This is a genomic window from Streptomyces sp. NPDC046308 (assembly GCF_055588065.1).
In genome coordinates this window covers 375,799-391,803 of sequence record NZ_JBVJFB010000001.1, presented here as the reverse complement: position 1 = coordinate 391,803, position 16,005 = coordinate 375,799, and the positions used below count along the sequence as shown (strand labels likewise).

The following is a 16,005-nucleotide window of genomic DNA, read 5'->3' as shown; positions in this document are numbered from 1 at the left end:
CACCACCCCTACTCTGACGGCTCGTCAGTTCTTCTGTATGTCTGTGCGTCTGTGCGTCTGTTCGTCAGCCATCGAGCCGGGGGTGCGGGACACGGTGATCGACACCATCTCCACGGAGATCGCGGAGGGTGAGGAGCGGATCCGGCTGGAGGTCGCGGACGGCCTCGCCGTCCTCACCCTCTGCCGCCCGGACAAGCTCAACGGCTGGAGCTGGGAGTCCACCCGCCAGCTCGGCCTGCTCGCGGACCGGATCCGCTTCGATGCGTCCGTCCGGGCGGTGCTCCTGCGGGCCGAGGGCCGGGCCTTCTGCGCGGGCATCGACGTGACCGCCCCCGGTGGCGGGATCACGGGCGGATCCGCCGCCGAGCGCACCCGGAACTACTACGAGGGCATCCGCTGGGTGCACGAGCGCTTCGCGGTCCTCGCCCGGCTCCCGCAGCCCGTGGTGGCCGCCGTCCAGGGCTACTGCCTCGGCTTCGGCTTCGAACTGGCCCTGATGGCCGACATCCGGGTGGCAGCCGAGGACGCCGTCTTCGCCCTGCCCGAAGCCGGGTTGGGCGTGGCGGTGGACGCGGGCGGCGACCTCCGCATCGCCCGCGAGGCGGGCGCGGGCTGGGCCAAGTACCTGGCCTTGACCGGACGCCGGATCGACGCGGCGACGGCGCACCGCCTGAACCTGGTCCAACTGCTCGTCCCCGAGGAGGAACTGGAGCCGGCCTCCCGCGCCCTGGCCGCGGAGATCGCCGCGAACGCGCCCCTCGCCGTCCAGGGCATCAAGCGCGCGGTCGACGCGTACGCCGACGCGGCCCTGCCCGCGGCCCTCGACCGGGTGGCGATGACCGCGGCCCTCACCCTCACCTCGGACGACTGCCGCGAGGGCTACGGCGCCAAAGCGGCCCGCCGCCCCCCGCGCTTCAGCGGAGGCTGAGCACCGGACGGGTCGAGAACTCCCCGTACATGCCCTCGCCCTCCGGCCCGTACACGAACTCGGCCATGGACGGGTTGCGGTTGGCGGTGGCCAGCGGCAGCCAGCCGAGGAGGTCGCCGTATCCCCCGCAGACGGCCTCGCCGCCGTCGCCGCCGTGCACCGCGGTCGGGTCCGCGCTCAGCTCCGTGCCGTAGCTGTCGTAGGCGATGTGCAGCCCGAAGGCGTTCGGTTCGTGGCGCAGGCCACCGCTGCCCCCGTACGAGGGCTCGTCCAGAGGGCACTCGTTCCCCCAGCGGAACAGGGTGCCCGTCCCGGCACCGCACGCGTGCTCCCACTCGTCCGCGCTGGGCATCCGCAGGCCGCGCGCCGCGAGGACGCCCGGCAGCTCGGCCGGACGGTCGCTCAGGGTCTCGTCCTCCACGGCCATGAGCACGGTGGCCAGCGTCGCGGTGCGCGGTGGGCTGAGCACCTCGGCGAGATAGGACTTCAGGTCCGGGTGGCCGTACCCGTACCCCTCGTCCACGCTCTGCGCGTAGTCGGTGCTCTGCGCGGGCGTCGCCGTGAAGGCGTCCGCGTCGAACCCCAGCCGCACCGTCCCGCCGGGTATGAGGGCGAACTCCTGCCCCTCGCGCTCGATGCGGACGCGGTGCAGCGGCCCGCCCAGGTGCTCCACGGAGTCGAGCAGCACCACCCGGCCGCCACCTGCGCGGCGGCCTCGTGCGCGAGGCGTCCGGCGGCGGCCGGGTCGAGCGAGCGCCAGCGGTCCAGGGTCAGATCGGCGAGAGACATGATCCGATCCTCGCACCCGGCACTGACAACCGGCGTGGCTCAGGGGTTGAACGGGCCGCGCCCCAGTTGCTCCCGCACCGGGACGACCGCCGGATTGACCACCGCCCGGCGCTGCCAGTTCGCGCCGTCGACGACCAGCGTGTGGCCGGTGACGAAGCGGGCGTACGGCGAGGCCAGGAACGTGGCGGCCCAGCCCAGTTCGCGCGGGGCGCCGACCCGCAGCGCGGGCTGCCGGGCGTCCTTGGAGTCGGGCGCGGCCCGCTCCAGGCCGCCGCGGACGTCCTCGGTCATGTCGGCGTGCGGGAACAGCCCCGGCACCAGCCCGTTGATCCGGATGCCGTACGGGCCCCACTCGACGGCGAGCGTCTCCACGAGGTTCTTCACCCCGGCCTTGGCGGCGGCGCTGTGGGCGAAGCCGGGCCCGCCCGTCCAGGCGTACGAGGCACCGATGTTGACGATCGACCCGGGGGTGCCCGCGGCGAGGTGGCGGCGGCCGAACTCGCGGGTCACGAACCAGGTCCCGGTCAGGGTGATGTCTACCACCGCCCGCCAGGCGTTCGGCGACAGGTCCTCCGCGGGCGAGGGGAAGTTCGCGGCCGCGTTGTTGATCAGGACGTCCGGTGGCCCGACGGCCGCCTCGGCCGCGTCGAACACCTCCGCGATCCGCTCGGGGTCCCGGATGTCGCAGACCGCGGCCGTGACCCGGCCCGCGCCGGGTACGGCCGCCAGCTCCTCCTGCGCCGCCTTGAGTTGTTCGCAGCGCCTTCCGGCGATCACCAGATCGGCTCCGAGCCGCGCGAACTCGGTGGCGATGGCCTTGCCCAGCCCGGTGCCGCCGCCGGTCACGAGGACCACCTGACCCGCGTACGTACCGGGTGGCAGGGCGGCGGCGCCGAGCGGAGGGGGCGCGGGCAGGCCGCGCGGGATCTCGTCCGTCATGGGGCATCGATAGCGCGCGGGCGCCGAGATCGCCATGGCCCCGACAGGATCAGCTCTTCGGTGCGTACGCCTGCTTGCTCGCGCAGGTCCAGATGACGGCGCTGCTCGCCCCGGTCTCCCGGTCGCTGACGGTGCCGCCGACGCGGTCGTCGTCGGTGGCGGCGAAGGCACGGGTGCGCGGCACGGCGCCCGGGCCGCTGGCCGGGAAGGGGAGCGCCAGCGGAGCACCCTTGCCGGGCCAGTAGACGGCCTGGAAGTGGCTGGGCCGGCTCTCCTCGAAGGTGGTGGCGGTGCCGACGGCCACGTTCGTGGTGGGGCTGCTGCCCGAGAGCTCCAGGTCGTGGTAGCCGTTCAGCCGGCCCGGGTCGGCGGGCAGTGCGTCGTACGGCTTCTTCCAGACGGCCGGGGTCAGCTTCGGGTCGTTGCGGTAGTAGTAGTCCTCCAGGCCGACGACACGGCCGCGGTCGTCGATGTCCCTGCCGATCGTGGAGAACGAGTGGTGGTAGCCGTTCCACACCTGGAGGCTGTAGGGCGGGTAGCCGCCGGCCGGCCAGACGACCGGGAAGGTCTTGGTGACCGTGATGTCGTTCTCGGCGTCGAAGTAGGAGCCGGTGGCCGTGCCGACGATGTCGCCCCGCTTGTTGATGCCGTTCAGCGAGGTGATCCTGGTGCCGGGGATCTCGCCCTCGGGAACCGGCAGTTCCCGCACGACCGCGCCGTTCACCCACTCCTTGGCGACGCCGTCGTCCACGGCGACGACCCGGCCCGACTCGTTGACGTCGACGCCGACGGCCTGCCACTCGGGCAGGGCCGTGGTCAGGGCCTCGGAGGCCGCGGCGCCCAGCTGGTGGGTGAAGGCGATGCTCGCCCCGTCCGCGTCGCGGGTAGCCGTGCCCACCATCAGTCCCTTGGCGCTGACGGCCTTCACGCTGCCCCGGTCGAAGCCGGCGGGCAGCGGAACGGCGTGGACCGTGTGCTCGGCGCCGGTCCAGTAGGCGGGCCGGCCACCGCTCTCGCCGACCACGAGCCCGCCGGTGCCGAAGCCCGCCACGGTGTCTCCGCTCAGCCCCGGGAGGGAGGGCAGCAGCTCGACGGCGGGGCTGCACGCGGCGGCGCCGGCGGCCGCGGAGGCCGGTCCGGCGGCGGTGATCAGCCCTGCGAGGACGGCGGCGGCCCCCGCCGCCGCCGTCACGCTTCTCATCCCGATTCTGTTCATGGTGCGAGTCCCCCCGGTGGTGCGGGTCATATGCCCTTCGGCATCTGCCGGTTGATCGATGTCGATCCTTGTTGATCAACGGACCCATGCTGCACGACAAACAGGGGCCCTGCACACACCTTCGAAGGCGATGGGTTCACAGAAGGGCAAGCGACCGCTTAGTATGCGCGCGGAGCGTGATTCCTCGACGGCGGCTGGAGGCCCCGGATGCAGGCATGGCGAGTACATACCCCCGGTGAACCCCGCGAGGCCATGCGCCTCGAAGAGGTTCCCGAGCCGGTACCCGGCGAGGGCGAGGTGAGGCTCAAGGTGCTCGCGGCGAACGTCAACTTCCCCGACGCGCTGCTCGTCCGCGGGCAGTACCAGATCCGGCCCCCGCTGCCCTTCACCCCCGGCGTCGAGATCTGCGGCGAGACCGAGGACGGCCGCCGCGTCATCGCCAACCCGAGCCTGCCGCACGGCGGTTTCGCCGAGTACGTCACCGCGCCCGCGCGCGCCCTGCTCCCGGCGCCGGACAGCCTCGACGACGCCGAGGCGGCCGCCCTGCACATCGGCTACCAGACCGGCTGGTTCGGCCTGCACCGCCGCGCCCGCCTGCGGAGCGGCGAGACCCTCCTCGTCCACGCGGCCGCCGGCGGGGTCGGCAGCGCCGCCGTCCAGCTGGGCAAGGCCGCCGGGGCCACCGTCATCGGCGTCGTCGGCGGCAAGGCCAAGGCCCGCACCGCCGAGGAACTCGGCTGCGACCTGGTGATCGACCGCACGTCGGAGGACCTCGTCGCCCGCGTCAAGGAGTTCACCGGCGGGCGCGGCGCCGACGTCGTCTACGACCCCGTCGGCGGCGACTCCTACACCGCCTCCGCCAAGTGCGTGGCCTTCGAGGGCCGCATCGTCGTCGTCGGCTTCGCCAGCGGCACCATCCCGGCCCCCGCCCTCAACCACGCACTGGTGAAGAACTACGCCATCCTCGGCCTGCACTGGGGGCTCTACGCCACCAAGGAGCCCGCCGCCATCCTCGCCTGCCACACCGAGCTCACCCGCCTCGCCGCCGAGGGCGCCGTGAAACCGCTGGTCAGCGAACGCGTCCCGCTCTCCGCGGCCGCCGACGCCGTGCAGCGCCTCGCCGACGGGACCACCACCGGCCGGCTGGTCGTCGTACCGGCGCAGGACGGAGGCCCGCGATGACCACCGCGGCCACCACCGCCGAGGACCTGCGCGCCCGGGTACGGGACCTGCTCGCCGCCCACCCGCCCGCCGACACCGACCGCGCCGACTTCCTGCGCGCCCGCTTCGACGCGGGACTCGCCTGGGTCCACTACCCCGTGGGCCTCGGCGGCCTCGGCGCCTCCCGCACCCTCCAGGCCGTCGTCGACGCCGAGCTGGAGGCTGCCGGTGCCCCCGACAACGACCCGCGCCGGATCGGCATCGGGCTCGGCATGGCCGCGCCCACGATCCTCGCGTACGGCACGCAGGAGCAGAAGAACCGCTTTCTGCGCCCCCTGTGGGTCGGCGAGGAGGTCTGGTGCCAGCTCTTCAGCGAGCCGGGCGCCGGCTCCGACCTGGCCGCGCTCGCCACCCGCGCCGTCCTCGACGAGGCCTCGGGGGAGTGGGTGGTCGACGGCCAGAAGGTGTGGACCTCCAGTGCCCACACGGCGCGCTGGGGCATCCTGATCGCCCGCACCGACCCCGCCCTCCCCAAGCACCAGGGCATCACCTACTTCCTGTGCGACATGCGCGCCCCCGGCGTCGAGGTCCGGCCCCTGCGCCAGATCACCGGCGAGGCCGAGTTCAACGAGGTGTTCCTGACCGGCGTCCGCATCCCCGACGCGCACCGCCTCGGCGCCGTCGGCGAGGGCTGGGCCGTCGCCCGCACCACCCTGATGAACGAACGCGTCTCCATCGGCGGCATGCGCATCCCTCGCGAGGGCGGCATGATCGGACTCGTCGCCGCCACCTGGCGCGAGCGCCCCGAACTGCGCACCCACGCCCTCCACCAGCGTCTGCTGGCACTGTGGGTGGAGGCCGAGGTTGCCCGCCTGACCGGCGAGCGGCTGCGCCAGCAGCTCGCCGCGGGGCAGCCCGGCCCCGAGGGGTCGGGCATGAAGCTCACCTTCGCCCGGCTCAACCAGGAGATCAGCGCCCTGGAGGTCGAACTCCTCGCCGAGGAGGGCCTGTCGTACGACGACTGGACCATGCGCCGCCCCGAGGGCGTCGACTTCACCGGCCGCGAGGCCGGCTACCGCTACCTGCGCGCCAAGGGCAACAGCATCGAGGGCGGCACCAGCGAAATCCTCCTCAACATCGTCGCCGAACGCGTCCTCGGGCTGCCCCCCGAGCCCCGCGACGACAAGGACCTCCCGTGGAAGGACCTGGCCCGATGACCCGCGACCTGCTCTACTCCGAGACGGAGGAGGAACTGCGCTCCGCCGTGCGGTCCCTGCTCGCCGACCGGTGCGACAGTACGGCGGTCCTCGCCCGCGCCGAGACCGGCAGGCCGCACGACCCGGCCCTGTGGGAGACCCTAGCCGCCGGGATCGGAGCCGCCGGTCTCCTCGTGCCCGAGAAGCTCGGTGGCCAGGGCGCGTGCCACCGCGAGGCGGCCGTGGTCCTGGAGGAGCTGGGCCGCGCGGTGGCCCCCCTTCCGTACCTGACGAGCTCGGTGCTCGCCACCGACATCCTGCTGGGCTGCGACACCCCGGAAGCCGCCGAACTGCTGCGGGAGCTGGCCTCGGGCAGCCGGGTCTGCGTGCCGGCCGTGCCGCTGACCCTCGCCCCCGGCGCCCCCCTGCCGGCCGCCGTCCGGGACTCCGGTGGCGGGACCCTGAGCGGCGCGGTCACCTCCGTCGCGGACGCGGTGGCGGCCGACGTACTGCTGGTCCTGGCCGACACCGGGCTGTACGCCGTCCCCGCGGCCTCCGCCGGGCTGACGCCCCAGGTCCCGCTGGACCTGACCCGCCCGCCGGCCACCGTCACCCTCGACGGGGCCGTCGGCACCCTGCTCGCCGACCCCGCCACCGCCCGCGCGGCGGTCGCCGGGGCCCTGCTCTCCGGAGCCGGACTGCTGGCCTCCGAGCAGGTCGGGATCGCCGAGTGGTGCCTGACCGAGACCGTCGGCTACCTGCGCACCCGGCACCAGTTCAACCGGCCCGTCGGCTCCTTCCAGGCCGTCAAGCACCGACTGGCCCGGCTCTGGCTCGACGTCGCCTCGGCCCGCGCCGCGGCCAGGGCGGCGGCCGACGCCCTGGCCACCGGGGCCCCCGACGCCCCGCTCGCGGTGGCCGTCGCCCAGTCGTACTGCTCGGGCGTGGCCGTCCGCGCGGCCGAGGAGTGCGTCCAGCTCCACGGAGGCATCGGCATGACCTGGGAGCACCCCGCCCACCTCTACCTCAAGCGCGCCAAGGCCGACTCCCTGGCGTTCGGCACGGCCGGCCACCACCACGGGCTGGTGGCCGACTTCGCGGAGCTCCCGGCGCCCTAGTGCTGTGACCGGCAAGGTTCACCGCACTAGGGTGCGGGGGTGATTTCCTGGGGCTGGACCTTGGACTTCTCCGACATCTCCCGGTAGGGCGGGATGCTCTGCTGGGGGCCGTTGGACAGGACCGTCGTGCGATAGCCGATCTTCCCGTCCTGCTCCCCGCCGCGGAAGTGGCCGGTTTCCTCCAGCAGGCCGCCCCCCTCCGGGTTGATGACCAGGCGGATGCGCCAGTCGTCGATGTCCGCTTCCACGGCGGTCCCGGCACGGCCGGTGCTGTCCTTCACCCGACCGACCAGCCGGAGCCCCGGCATGTCCGCCAGGACTTCGTACACGGCGGACCGCTGCGGTGGTGCGAGGGGTGCGGACTCGAGCAGGGTGGTCAGGGTGAAGAAGTAGGCCCGGTACTGGGCGGCGTCGCCGTCCGGCCCGGGTCCTCCGGGGTAGAACCCCTCCAGGACCGCCTTCAGCGCCGCGGCGTCGGAGGGAAGCCGTTTCACCTCCTCCCAGCTGAGGCCCTTGGTGCGGGTGTCGGGGAGGGGCTTGATCCACGCACGCCCGGAGTCGGAGGTCTTGACGATCTCCCCGTCCGCCCCGCGCTGCAGGAAACGGGAATCGGCCGCCGACCAGATGCTCACGTCTTCGACGGCCGGCGTCTCGGAGTACCCCAGGTCGGAGTGGGGCTTGCCCCAGAAGGACTGCACCGTGTGGGTCTTCCAGTACGGCGCGTCCGTGGCGGTGCCCTTGGCCTCCGTCGCGGCGACCCGGCGCAGGAAGTCGGAGGCGCCGGCGGTGGCCGGGGGCGGGGACCCCTTCAGGCCGGCGACCGGGTAGACGCTCACGCCCACCGCGATCGCGGCTGTCGCCAGCGCCGACACCAACAACTTCCGGCTGCGCGGTACGACGCGTCGCGGCCGCAGCGGTAGGACCTCGCGCGGGGTTGCGGACTCCGCCGCCGCGGCGGCCCGCACGGCCGACAGGGCGGCCTCCAGGACCGCCGGGCCGGGTGGCGCGACCTCCCCGGCCGCGCGCAGTCGTTCGGCGCAGGGGAAGGCCATGGGGGCGCGGGGGTCCTTCGGTCGGTCGGTCATGCCATGTCTCCAACGGGGCGAAGGGAGTTCGGGGGAATGAGGGCGGTCCGCAGACGCCTGCGGGCGCGGTGGAGCCGCGAGCGGGCCGTTCCGGCCGGTATCCCGACCACGCCCGCCGCCTCGGTGGGGGTGAGCTGCTCCCAGGCGACGAGCAGCAGCAGATCGCGCTCCACGGCCGGGAGGCCCGCCAGGGTGTCGCGCAGCTGTGGGGCCAGGGCAGCCGCGTCCAGTCGTTGGTCGACGGCGTGCCAGGGGTCGCTGCTGTCCGGTTCGTGCCGGTGCCCCTCGGGCCGCTCCTGGGCGAGCCGCCGCCAGTGCCCGGCCAGTACGTTCCTGGCCACGCCGAAGAGCCAGGCCCGAGCCGGGCCCCGGCGGGCGTCGAAGCCGGCGCGCCCCGTGAAGGCCTGCAGCCACACCTCCGCCAGCAGGTCGTCCGCCGCGTCCGGCGCGCGTCGTGCCAGATAGCCGTGCAGGGCCGCCGACCGGCGCACCACCAGCGCCTCGAAGGCCTCCGTGTCCCGGGTCGATCTGGTCAACAGTTCTTCGTCGTCCGCGTCCACACGCGTTCCCCTCCCCGGCCGCGTGTCGTAGCGGCCTCACCCCGTACTTGTCGCCTTCCCGCGAGAGCGTTCGCGCCCGCTCGACACGCCCGCCCCGTCGGGCCGGGAGAGCGGGGCCCGGCGGTCTCCGGCACACCGCGGTCGGCCGCGCTTCCGCCACGCGCACGTGCCCCGCCCGCGGCACGCCCCCGGCCGATCCCTATGCTCGCCGCATGACCGCCGTGATCACCGCGCTGTCCGCCTCCGGCCTCCGTGCCCACCGGGGCGAACTCGCCGCCCTCCTCGTCGACATCGTCGCCGCCGGCTCCTCGCTCGGGTTCCTCGCAGGCCTCGACCACGAAGGCGCCGCCGCCTGGTGGGACTCCCTGCTGCCCGCCGTCGAGGAGGGCTCCCTGGCCCTGTGGGTCGCCCGTAGCGGGGGCGACGGCCGCATCGACGGCACCGTCAGCTGGTACCGGGAGTCCAAGCCCAACGGCCGCCACCGCGCCGAGCTGCGCAAGCTCATGGTCCACCCGGCCGCCCGCGGCCGGGGCACCGCCCGCGCGCTGCTCGCCGAGGCCGAGGACGCGGCCGCTCGCGCCGGGGTGGTGCTGCTGTTCCTGGACACCGAGACCGGCAGCCCCGCCGAGCGCGTCTACCGTTGCGCGGGCTGGACGGAGGTCGGCACCATCCCCGACTACGCCACCGATCCGGCCGGCCGTCTGCACCCCACCACCCTCTACTACAAGCGCCCCGGTAACGCTCACGGGTGACCTCGCCCGCCGCGCGGCGTTAGACCCGTAGCCGCCGGCCACCGAGCGAGGGAGACCGTATGTCCGCTGCATCCGACGCCGTACCACCGACCCGCCGCGCGGTCCTGCGTACGGCCTTCACCGCGGCCGTGCTCGCGGGTACGGCCGCGGCCCTGGCGCCCGTCCTGCGTGCCCGGCGCCCCCGCCAGACCCTCACCCCGGCGCCGCTCGCCGAGGAGGAGACGTACCGCGGCCGGCACATCGCCGTCGACGTCGCCGGGGTCCGCATCGACGGCCGCCCGCTGCACGTGATGCGGCGGGCCGACGGCAGCTACCTCAGCGGGATCAACCACTTCCAGTCCTACGAGACGCCGATGGAACTGGCCCGGGCCGCCGTCGACGAACTCGGCACGGCGCAGCTGGCGTTCGCGGCCGCCCCGCACCACGGCTGACACACCCACGGGAACGGGAGGAGCCCCGCGTTGCACATCCGGCAGAACCAGAAGAACCTGACCAGTGCCCAGAAAAAGCGGTTCACGACGGCGGTGCTGGAGCTGAAACGCAACGGCACGTACGACACGTTCGTGCGCACCCACGACAAGTACTTCGTGCCCGACCGCGACCGCAAGCTGCGCGTCGGGCACATGTCGCCCTCCTTCTTCCCCTGGCACCGGCTCTACCTCCTGGAGTTCGAGCGGAAGCTGCAGGAGATCGACCCGGGCGTGTCCATCCCGTACTGGGACTGGACGACCGACAGCAGCCCGGTCTCCTCCCTCTGGGCCGAGGACTTCCTCGGCGGCACCGGCCGGGCGAGCGACCGCAAGGTGATGACCGGGCCGTTCGCCTACGACGGGGGCAACTGGACGGTGACCGTGGGCATCACGGAGTCCGCCTTCCTCACCCGCAACCTCGGCCGGCCGCAGAACCCGATCAAGCTGCCCACCGCGGCCGAACTGCAGTGGGCGATCGACGACCCGGTCTACGACAGCGCGCCGTGGGACTCCACCGCCGCCGGGGGCGGCTTCCGCAACAAGCTGGAGGGCTGGGCCGCCCCCAAGAGCGAGCGCTGGCGCAACCACAACAAGGTCCACCAGTGGATCGGCGGCCACATGACGGGCGGCACGGCGCCCAACGACCCGGCCTTCTGGCTGCACCACGCCTTCGTGGACCTGATCTGGGACCGCTGGCAGCAGAAGCACCCCACCGCCGGCTACCTGCCCGCCACGCCCCTCGCCCGCGGCGACCTCCAGCAGGGCCGGGTGATCTCCCTCGACGAACCGATGCCACCGTGGAACATCCCCCCGCGCGAGATCCTCGGCCACCAGCACCTCTACCGCTACGAGTGACATCGCACAGGACGACACACGGGAAGGGCCCCCGCCGATCGGCGGGGGCCCTTCCGGTGATCAGGCGATCAGTGGCCGTAGCCCTCGCCCTCGGTGTGGTGGTCGTCGTCGTGGCCCGACGCGTTGACGCAGGTGTTGCCGAACGCCGGGTTCAGCAGGCCGATCACGTTCACGGTGTTGCCGCAGACGTTGATCGGGACGTGCACCGGAACCTGGAGCAGGTTGCCCGACAGGACACCGGGGGAGCCGACCGCCGCACCGTGCGCTCCGGCATCGGCGACGGCCAGACCGGCACCGGCGACCACGGCGCTACCGGTGACAGCGGTGATGGCGAATGCCTTCGCGATACGCGACATCAAGATCTCCTCGTGAGATATGGGGCGCCGCAGCATCTGCGGCATTTGACATGGCATACAACGCAGGGGCGGCCGAGGGGTCACGGCCGCTGGGCCTACCCGGTGACGGGAAAACGCACCGAGGCGAAAGAGGGCCGCACCTGACTGACCTCGCCGGGGCGCAGCACCCCGACCACCCGGCCCGAGCAGCCCGGGTCCCGGTACAGGGTCGCCGTGCCCCGGGTCCCGTTCGTGACCGCCCGGGCGCCACCGCCCTCCGCCCCGACGCAGCCCTTCGGCGCGGTGAGCCCGTGGACCTGGTCGTCCTGGCCCACGTACTGGAAATCCGGACCGGCGGCGGCCAGCGCCGGGCCGCCGAGGAGCGCCGCGCCCGCGAGCAGCAGGACGGGCGCCGTGGTGTGGTGGATACGCAGGAATCGCATGCCCGTCCAACCTGGGCGGGCACGGGCACGGTCACGCCTTGTCACCCGTTGGACGGCTGTGCGACCGTGCGCCCGGCACCAGAGTTCAGGAGGACGGGATGAGCGCAGTGGGCGACGCCGGAGCCGCAGACGGCGGCCGGCCGAGGGTCAGGACCGCGGCCGGCGTGGTCGAGGGCCGGACCGGGGCCGACGGGACCGCCGTCTTCCGCGGCATCCCGTACGCCGCCCCGCCCGTCGGCCCCCTCCGCTTCGCGGCGCCCCGGCCCCCGGCCGCCTGGGACGGCGTGCGCGACGCCTCCGCCTTCGGCCCCACCGCGCCCAAGGTGCCCTACCCGGACACGTTCGCGGCCCTGCTGCCCGACCCGGTGATCCCCGGGGACGACTGCCTCAGCGTGAACGTGTGGACCCCCGAGCCGGCGCCCGGGGCCCGGCTGCCCGTCATGGTGTGGATCCACGGCGGGGCGCACACCCGCGGCTCCTCGGCCGTCCCCGTCTATGACGGCTCCGCCTTCGCCCGCGACGGTGTCGTGCTCGTCTCCTGCAACTTCCGCCTGGGCGTCCTCGGCTACGGCCTCTTTCCCGACGCCCCCGCCAACCGCGGCCTGCTCGACCAGATCGCCGCCCTGGAATGGGTCCGCGACAACATCGAGGCCTTCGGCGGGGACCCGGCCCGCGTCACCCTCTTCGGCGAATCCGCCGGAGCCATCAGCATCGGCGCCCTCCTGGCCGCCCCGCGCGCCACCGGGCTCTTCACCCGGGCCGTCCTGCAGAGCGGCGCCCCCGAGGTCCTGCCGCGCGACAAGGTGCGCACCATGGTCCGGCGGATGGCCTCACTGCTCAAGGTCGACGCCACCGCCGAGGCCTTCACGGCCACCGCCCTGCCCACCCTGCTCGCGGCCCAGGCGGCCGTGCTGCGCCGCTCCGGCCCGCTCCTCGGCGGACCGGCCTTCGGCCTGGTCGCCGATCCCGGCACGGTCCCCGGCGACCCCCTCGACGCCCTGGTGGGCTCCGCCGTCTCCGGCGACGTTCCCCTGCTCCTCGGATGGACCAGCGACGAGTACCGGCTCTGGCTCGCCCCCACCGGCGGGATGCGGCTGCTGGACCGGCTGGGCCCGCTCGCCGTGGCGCTGGCCCGGGCCCGCGCCGGCAAGGAGCGGGCCGACGTACGGGCGCTGCGCACCGCACGGCCCGGGGCGGGACCGGCCGAGCTCGTCGGCCAGCTGCTCACCGACCGGCTGCTGCGCGACCCGCTGCGCCGGCTCGCCGGGGCCCGGCGGGCGGCGCCGAGCTTCCTGTACGAGTTCGGCTGGCCCTCCGGCGTCCCGGGGCTCGGCGCCTGCCACGCCCTGGAGATCGGCTTCGTGTTCGACACGCTGTCGGCGCCGGAGGCCTCCTGGCTGGCCGGGTCGGACGCCCCGCAGGCGCTGGCCGACGAGATGCACGCGGCCTGGGTGCGGTTCGCGGTGACGGGCGACCCGGGCTGGGCGGCCTGGGACGGCAACGGCCCGCCGAAGCTGTTCGGCGGGCCGGAGCTCGATCGTGCGGAGGCGCCCGTGGCTACTCGACGGGTCCTTCCATGACCTTGCTGATGTACTGGACCGGTCCCTCGCCCATGTTGGGGACGTAGGTCTTGGCGTTGTGCTGGCCGCCCTTGATGACCCTCAACTCGGCGTGTACCGGCCCCTTGTTGCCGTATGTCGCGATGAACTTCTGCACGTCCGGCAGGGTCTTCTTGTTGTTCTCGCTGTCGCCGACCTGGAAGGCCAGGTAGACGTCCGGACCCTTGCTGTCGATGAGCTGCTTCGCCAGCACCTCCGGGTTGTTCTCGGCCTTCTCCTTGTCGTGGCCCTTCCACAGCGAGGAGTCCGGGACGACGTCCGGGCCGGAGGCGATCACGGCCTTGAACTTGTCCGGGTGCTTCAGCACGGCCTTCAGACCCGCGAACCCGCCGGTCGAGGAACCCATGAAGGCCCAGCCGTCACGGGACTTGACGGTGCGGAAGTTCGCCTTCATCAGGTCCGGGACGTCCTCGGTCAGCCAGGTGCCCATCTTCGGCTGGCCGGGTATGTCGGAGCCGTCCCAGTAGACGCCCTTGTCGTCCGGCGCCGGGTTGAGCACCGGCATGGCCAGGATGAAGGGCTTGCTCTTCCCCTCGGCGTACCACTTGCTGATGCTGGTCTGCAGGCCGAGGTCGGTGCCCATCCAGTAGTTGCTGGGGTAACCGGCGCCGCCCGGGAGGGCGATCATGACCGGGAAGCCGCTCTTGGCGAACTTCGGGTCGTTGTACTCCTTGGGCGCCCAGACCCAGACCTTGCCCTTGAAGCCCGACTTCTTGCCGTCCAGCGTGGTGACGGCCACGTGGGTGCCGTCGGGCAGGGTCATCGAGTTCTTGAAGTCGGCGGCCGGACCCGTCGGCATCAGCATCTTCGAGTTCGCCGCCTGCTGCGGCGCGTCGTTCTTCTTGCCCCCGCCCGCGGACGGCTGCCCGAAGGACACGGCGGAGCCCTTGTCGGTGAAGGGGGGTATCTCGAAGTGGTTCATCACGAGCGCGGCTATGCCCGCGAGTGCGAGGACGGTGGCACCCGCGATCACCCAGCGCTTGCCCCGGGACTTGCGGCGCGGGGGCTCGGGCTGCTCCTGGTAGTCCTGATGGTCCTGCGGCTCGTACTCGTACTGCGGCTGCTGCCCGTACGGAGGCTGCGGTCGGCCGGGGGGCTGCTGCTGCCCGCCCCCGGACCCGTACGGCTGCTGTCCGTACGGCTGGCCGTACTGGTCGCCGTAGGGCGGCTGCGGGCTCCGCCCTTGCGGCCGGTACGGCTGGTACTGCTGCCCGTCGGGTGCGTACGACATGTGCGGTGGCTCTCCGGCTGGTGCTGCCCCAGAGGGGCGGGGTGGTCTGGAAGCTGGATCCTTCCGTTCGAAGGATGAACGAAAGCATGTCAGGGTTCCGCATTTTTCCTTCTCTTGGGGTGCCCTGGGGCAGGTCATTGCCTGCCGCCCGTACGACACATGGAGTTCCCCCACCCGCCGCCGCACGTCCCTGGCCCATGCGGGGGCCGCTGGGTATGGTGCCCCCGCCCGAGCCCCCGGACCCCCACCCCGCCCGGAGCCGCTTCCATGACCTTCCAGCGCAGGATCCTGCTGTTCGCGACCGCGGTGCTCCTGCTCGCCGCCGTCGGCGTGCTCGCCGTCCTGCGGGCGTCGTCCCGCGCCGAGGAGAAGGACCACGCCCGGCCGGGCGGCCCGCTGATCTCGGCGGGCGCGGTCTCGCTGGCCCCGGGCGAGGGCGGCCGGCGGATCGTGTTCCGGAACATGGCCTGGGGCCCGCACCGCGACGAGCTCGCCACCGTCCCGGCCGGCACGCCAGGGGCGGACCGCACCGCGTCCGGGGTGAGCTGCCTGCGCTTCCACGCGGCCGGCGGCACCGGGATCTGCCTCCAGGCGGACCGGAGCGGGGTCCAGGACGGCTACCGGGCCGTGGTCCTCGACGCCCGCCTGAAGGAGGTGTCGGCGCATCCGCTGAACGGCGTTCCCACCCGGGCCCGGGTCTCTCCCGGCGGGCACCTCGCCGCCTGGACCGTCTTCGTCGGCGGGGACTCCTACGCCGGTACGAACTTCTCGACGCGGACCTCGGTGCTCGACCTGCGCACCGGCCGGCTCGACGCCTCGCTGGAGGACTTCACGATCGTCAAGGACGGCAAGCCGTACCGCAGCGCCGACGTGAACTTCTGGGGAGTCACCTTCGCGGCCGACGAGCGGACGTTCTACGCGACGCTGGCGACCGGCGGCCGGACCCACCTGGTCCGCGGGGACGTGGGAGCGCGCACGGTGACCACCCTGCGCGAGAACGTCGAGTGCCCGTCGCTGTCACCCGACGGGACCCGGATGGTGTTCAAGAAGCGGGTGCCGGGCCTGCCGGCCGAGGCGCCGTGGCGGCTGTACGCACTGGACCTGGCCTCGGGCGCGGAGACCGCGCTCGGTGAGGAGCGCAGCGTGGACGACCAGGTGGTGTGGACCGACGACCGGACCGTCGTCTACGCCCTGCCGGGGGACTTCGGCGCCGACCTGTACTCCGTACCGGCCGACGGGAGCGGGGCCCCCGCCCGGCTCATGGACTCGGCCCTCGCCCCGGCCTTCCTCGGATGAGGAGGCCGCGGC

Annotated in this window: 16 protein-coding genes and 1 pseudogene; 9 read left to right on the top strand and 8 right to left on the bottom strand. The window is 73.5% G+C overall.

From position 1 onward, the window contains the following. Window positions 1-37 precede the first annotated feature (37 nt). On the top strand, window positions 38-928 hold the full coding sequence (locus ACZ6JT_RS01835; protein ID WP_469206137.1) for an enoyl-CoA hydratase/isomerase family protein: 891 nt from the start codon (window positions 38-40) through the stop codon (window positions 926-928). On the opposite strand, the pseudogene ACZ6JT_RS01830 reads toward ACZ6JT_RS01835, so the two are convergent. The 3 genes and pseudogenes from ACZ6JT_RS01830 to ACZ6JT_RS01820 all read right to left on the bottom strand — a co-directional run bounded on the left by ACZ6JT_RS01830 (window position 915) and on the right by ACZ6JT_RS01820 (window position 3,857). Then, window positions 915-1,717: pseudogene (locus tag ACZ6JT_RS01830) on the bottom strand (hypothetical protein). The gene ACZ6JT_RS01835 and the pseudogene ACZ6JT_RS01830 sit on opposite strands and share 14 nt — an antisense overlap. Before the next feature lie 39 nt (window positions 1,718-1,756). Next, on the bottom strand, window positions 1,757-2,656 hold the full coding sequence (locus tag ACZ6JT_RS01825; RefSeq protein ID WP_469206135.1) for an SDR family oxidoreductase: 900 nt from the start codon (window positions 2,654-2,656) through the stop codon (window positions 1,757-1,759). 49 nt (window positions 2,657-2,705) lie between these two features. Continuing rightward, window positions 2,706-3,857 (bottom strand): hypothetical protein, encoded by a 1,152-nt coding sequence (locus ACZ6JT_RS01820; RefSeq protein WP_469206132.1) that lies wholly within the window; start codon window positions 3,855-3,857, stop codon window positions 2,706-2,708. Window positions 3,858-4,079: 222 nt separating this feature from the next. On the opposite strand from ACZ6JT_RS01820, the gene ACZ6JT_RS01815 reads away from it, so the two are divergent. The 3 genes from ACZ6JT_RS01815 to ACZ6JT_RS01805 are packed head-to-tail and all read left to right on the top strand — an operon-like array spanning window position 4,080 to window position 7,347. Then, window positions 4,080-5,054, top strand: coding sequence for an NADPH:quinone oxidoreductase family protein (locus ACZ6JT_RS01815; protein ID WP_469206130.1), 975 nt, complete (start codon window positions 4,080-4,082; stop codon window positions 5,052-5,054). Beyond that, window positions 5,051-6,250, top strand: a complete 1,200-nt coding sequence (locus ACZ6JT_RS01810; protein ID WP_469206128.1) for an acyl-CoA dehydrogenase family protein — start codon at window positions 5,051-5,053, stop codon at window positions 6,248-6,250. Before ACZ6JT_RS01815 ends, ACZ6JT_RS01810 begins: the two co-directional genes overlap by 4 nt. Then, window positions 6,247-7,347 carry an acyl-CoA dehydrogenase family protein gene (locus tag ACZ6JT_RS01805; RefSeq protein WP_469206126.1) on the top strand — a complete coding sequence of 367 codons (1,101 nt, stop codon included), beginning with the start codon at window positions 6,247-6,249 and terminating at the stop codon, window positions 7,345-7,347. The genes ACZ6JT_RS01810 and ACZ6JT_RS01805 overlap by 4 nt, the downstream gene beginning before the upstream one ends. A gap of 26 nt (window positions 7,348-7,373) precedes the next feature. Here the strand turns inward: ACZ6JT_RS01805 and ACZ6JT_RS01800 are convergent, their stop codons facing one another. Then, complete coding sequence (locus ACZ6JT_RS01800) at window positions 7,374-8,432, bottom strand: CU044_5270 family protein (protein WP_469206124.1); 1,059 nt, start codon at window positions 8,430-8,432, stop codon at window positions 7,374-7,376. Then, window positions 8,429-8,968, bottom strand: coding sequence for an RNA polymerase sigma factor (locus tag ACZ6JT_RS01795; protein WP_469206123.1), 540 nt, complete (start codon window positions 8,966-8,968; stop codon window positions 8,429-8,431). The genes ACZ6JT_RS01800 and ACZ6JT_RS01795 overlap by 4 nt, the downstream gene beginning before the upstream one ends. A gap of 236 nt (window positions 8,969-9,204) precedes the next feature. Between ACZ6JT_RS01795 and ACZ6JT_RS01790 the strand changes: the two genes are divergently transcribed. The 3 genes from ACZ6JT_RS01790 to ACZ6JT_RS01780 are packed head-to-tail and all read left to right on the top strand — an operon-like array spanning window position 9,205 to window position 11,069. Further along, window positions 9,205-9,744: a GNAT family N-acetyltransferase gene (locus ACZ6JT_RS01790; protein WP_469206121.1), complete on the top strand. Its 540-nt coding sequence runs from the start codon at window positions 9,205-9,207 to the stop codon at window positions 9,742-9,744. A 59-nt stretch (window positions 9,745-9,803) separates the two neighbouring features. Continuing rightward, window positions 9,804-10,175: a tyrosinase family oxidase copper chaperone gene (locus ACZ6JT_RS01785; RefSeq protein WP_469206119.1), complete on the top strand. Its 372-nt coding sequence runs from the start codon at window positions 9,804-9,806 to the stop codon at window positions 10,173-10,175. A 30-nt stretch (window positions 10,176-10,205) separates the two neighbouring features. Continuing rightward, window positions 10,206-11,069, top strand: a complete 864-nt coding sequence (locus tag ACZ6JT_RS01780) for a tyrosinase family protein (protein WP_469206117.1) — start codon at window positions 10,206-10,208, stop codon at window positions 11,067-11,069. 68 nt (window positions 11,070-11,137) lie between these two features. On the opposite strand, the gene ACZ6JT_RS01775 is transcribed toward ACZ6JT_RS01780, so the two are convergent. Together ACZ6JT_RS01775 and ACZ6JT_RS01770 are read right to left on the bottom strand one after the other, a co-directional pair. Beyond that, window positions 11,138-11,425 carry a chaplin gene (locus tag ACZ6JT_RS01775; protein WP_388838468.1) on the bottom strand — a complete coding sequence of 96 codons (288 nt, stop codon included), beginning with the start codon at window positions 11,423-11,425 and terminating at the stop codon, window positions 11,138-11,140. Window positions 11,426-11,520: 95 nt separating this feature from the next. Next, a complete protein-coding gene (locus tag ACZ6JT_RS01770) occupies window positions 11,521-11,847 on the bottom strand; it encodes a hypothetical protein (RefSeq protein WP_469206115.1) in 327 nt (108 codons plus the stop codon). Window positions 11,848-11,945: 98 nt separating this feature from the next. On the opposite strand from ACZ6JT_RS01770, the gene ACZ6JT_RS01765 reads away from it, so the two are divergent. Then, a complete protein-coding gene (locus ACZ6JT_RS01765) occupies window positions 11,946-13,427 on the top strand; it encodes a carboxylesterase/lipase family protein (protein WP_469206113.1) in 1,482 nt (493 codons plus the stop codon). Here the strand turns inward: ACZ6JT_RS01765 and ACZ6JT_RS01760 are convergent. After that, entirely contained in the window at window positions 13,405-14,697 is a 1,293-nt protein-coding gene (locus tag ACZ6JT_RS01760) for an alpha/beta hydrolase (RefSeq protein WP_469206111.1), read from the bottom strand. The two genes, ACZ6JT_RS01765 and ACZ6JT_RS01760, sit on opposite strands and share 23 nt — an antisense overlap. A gap of 267 nt (window positions 14,698-14,964) precedes the next feature. On the opposite strand from ACZ6JT_RS01760, the gene ACZ6JT_RS01755 reads away from it, so the two are divergent. Beyond that, a complete protein-coding gene (locus ACZ6JT_RS01755; RefSeq protein ID WP_469206109.1) occupies window positions 14,965-15,993 on the top strand; it encodes a TolB family protein in 1,029 nt (342 codons plus the stop codon). The last annotated feature ends 12 nt before the right edge of the window (window positions 15,994-16,005 follow it).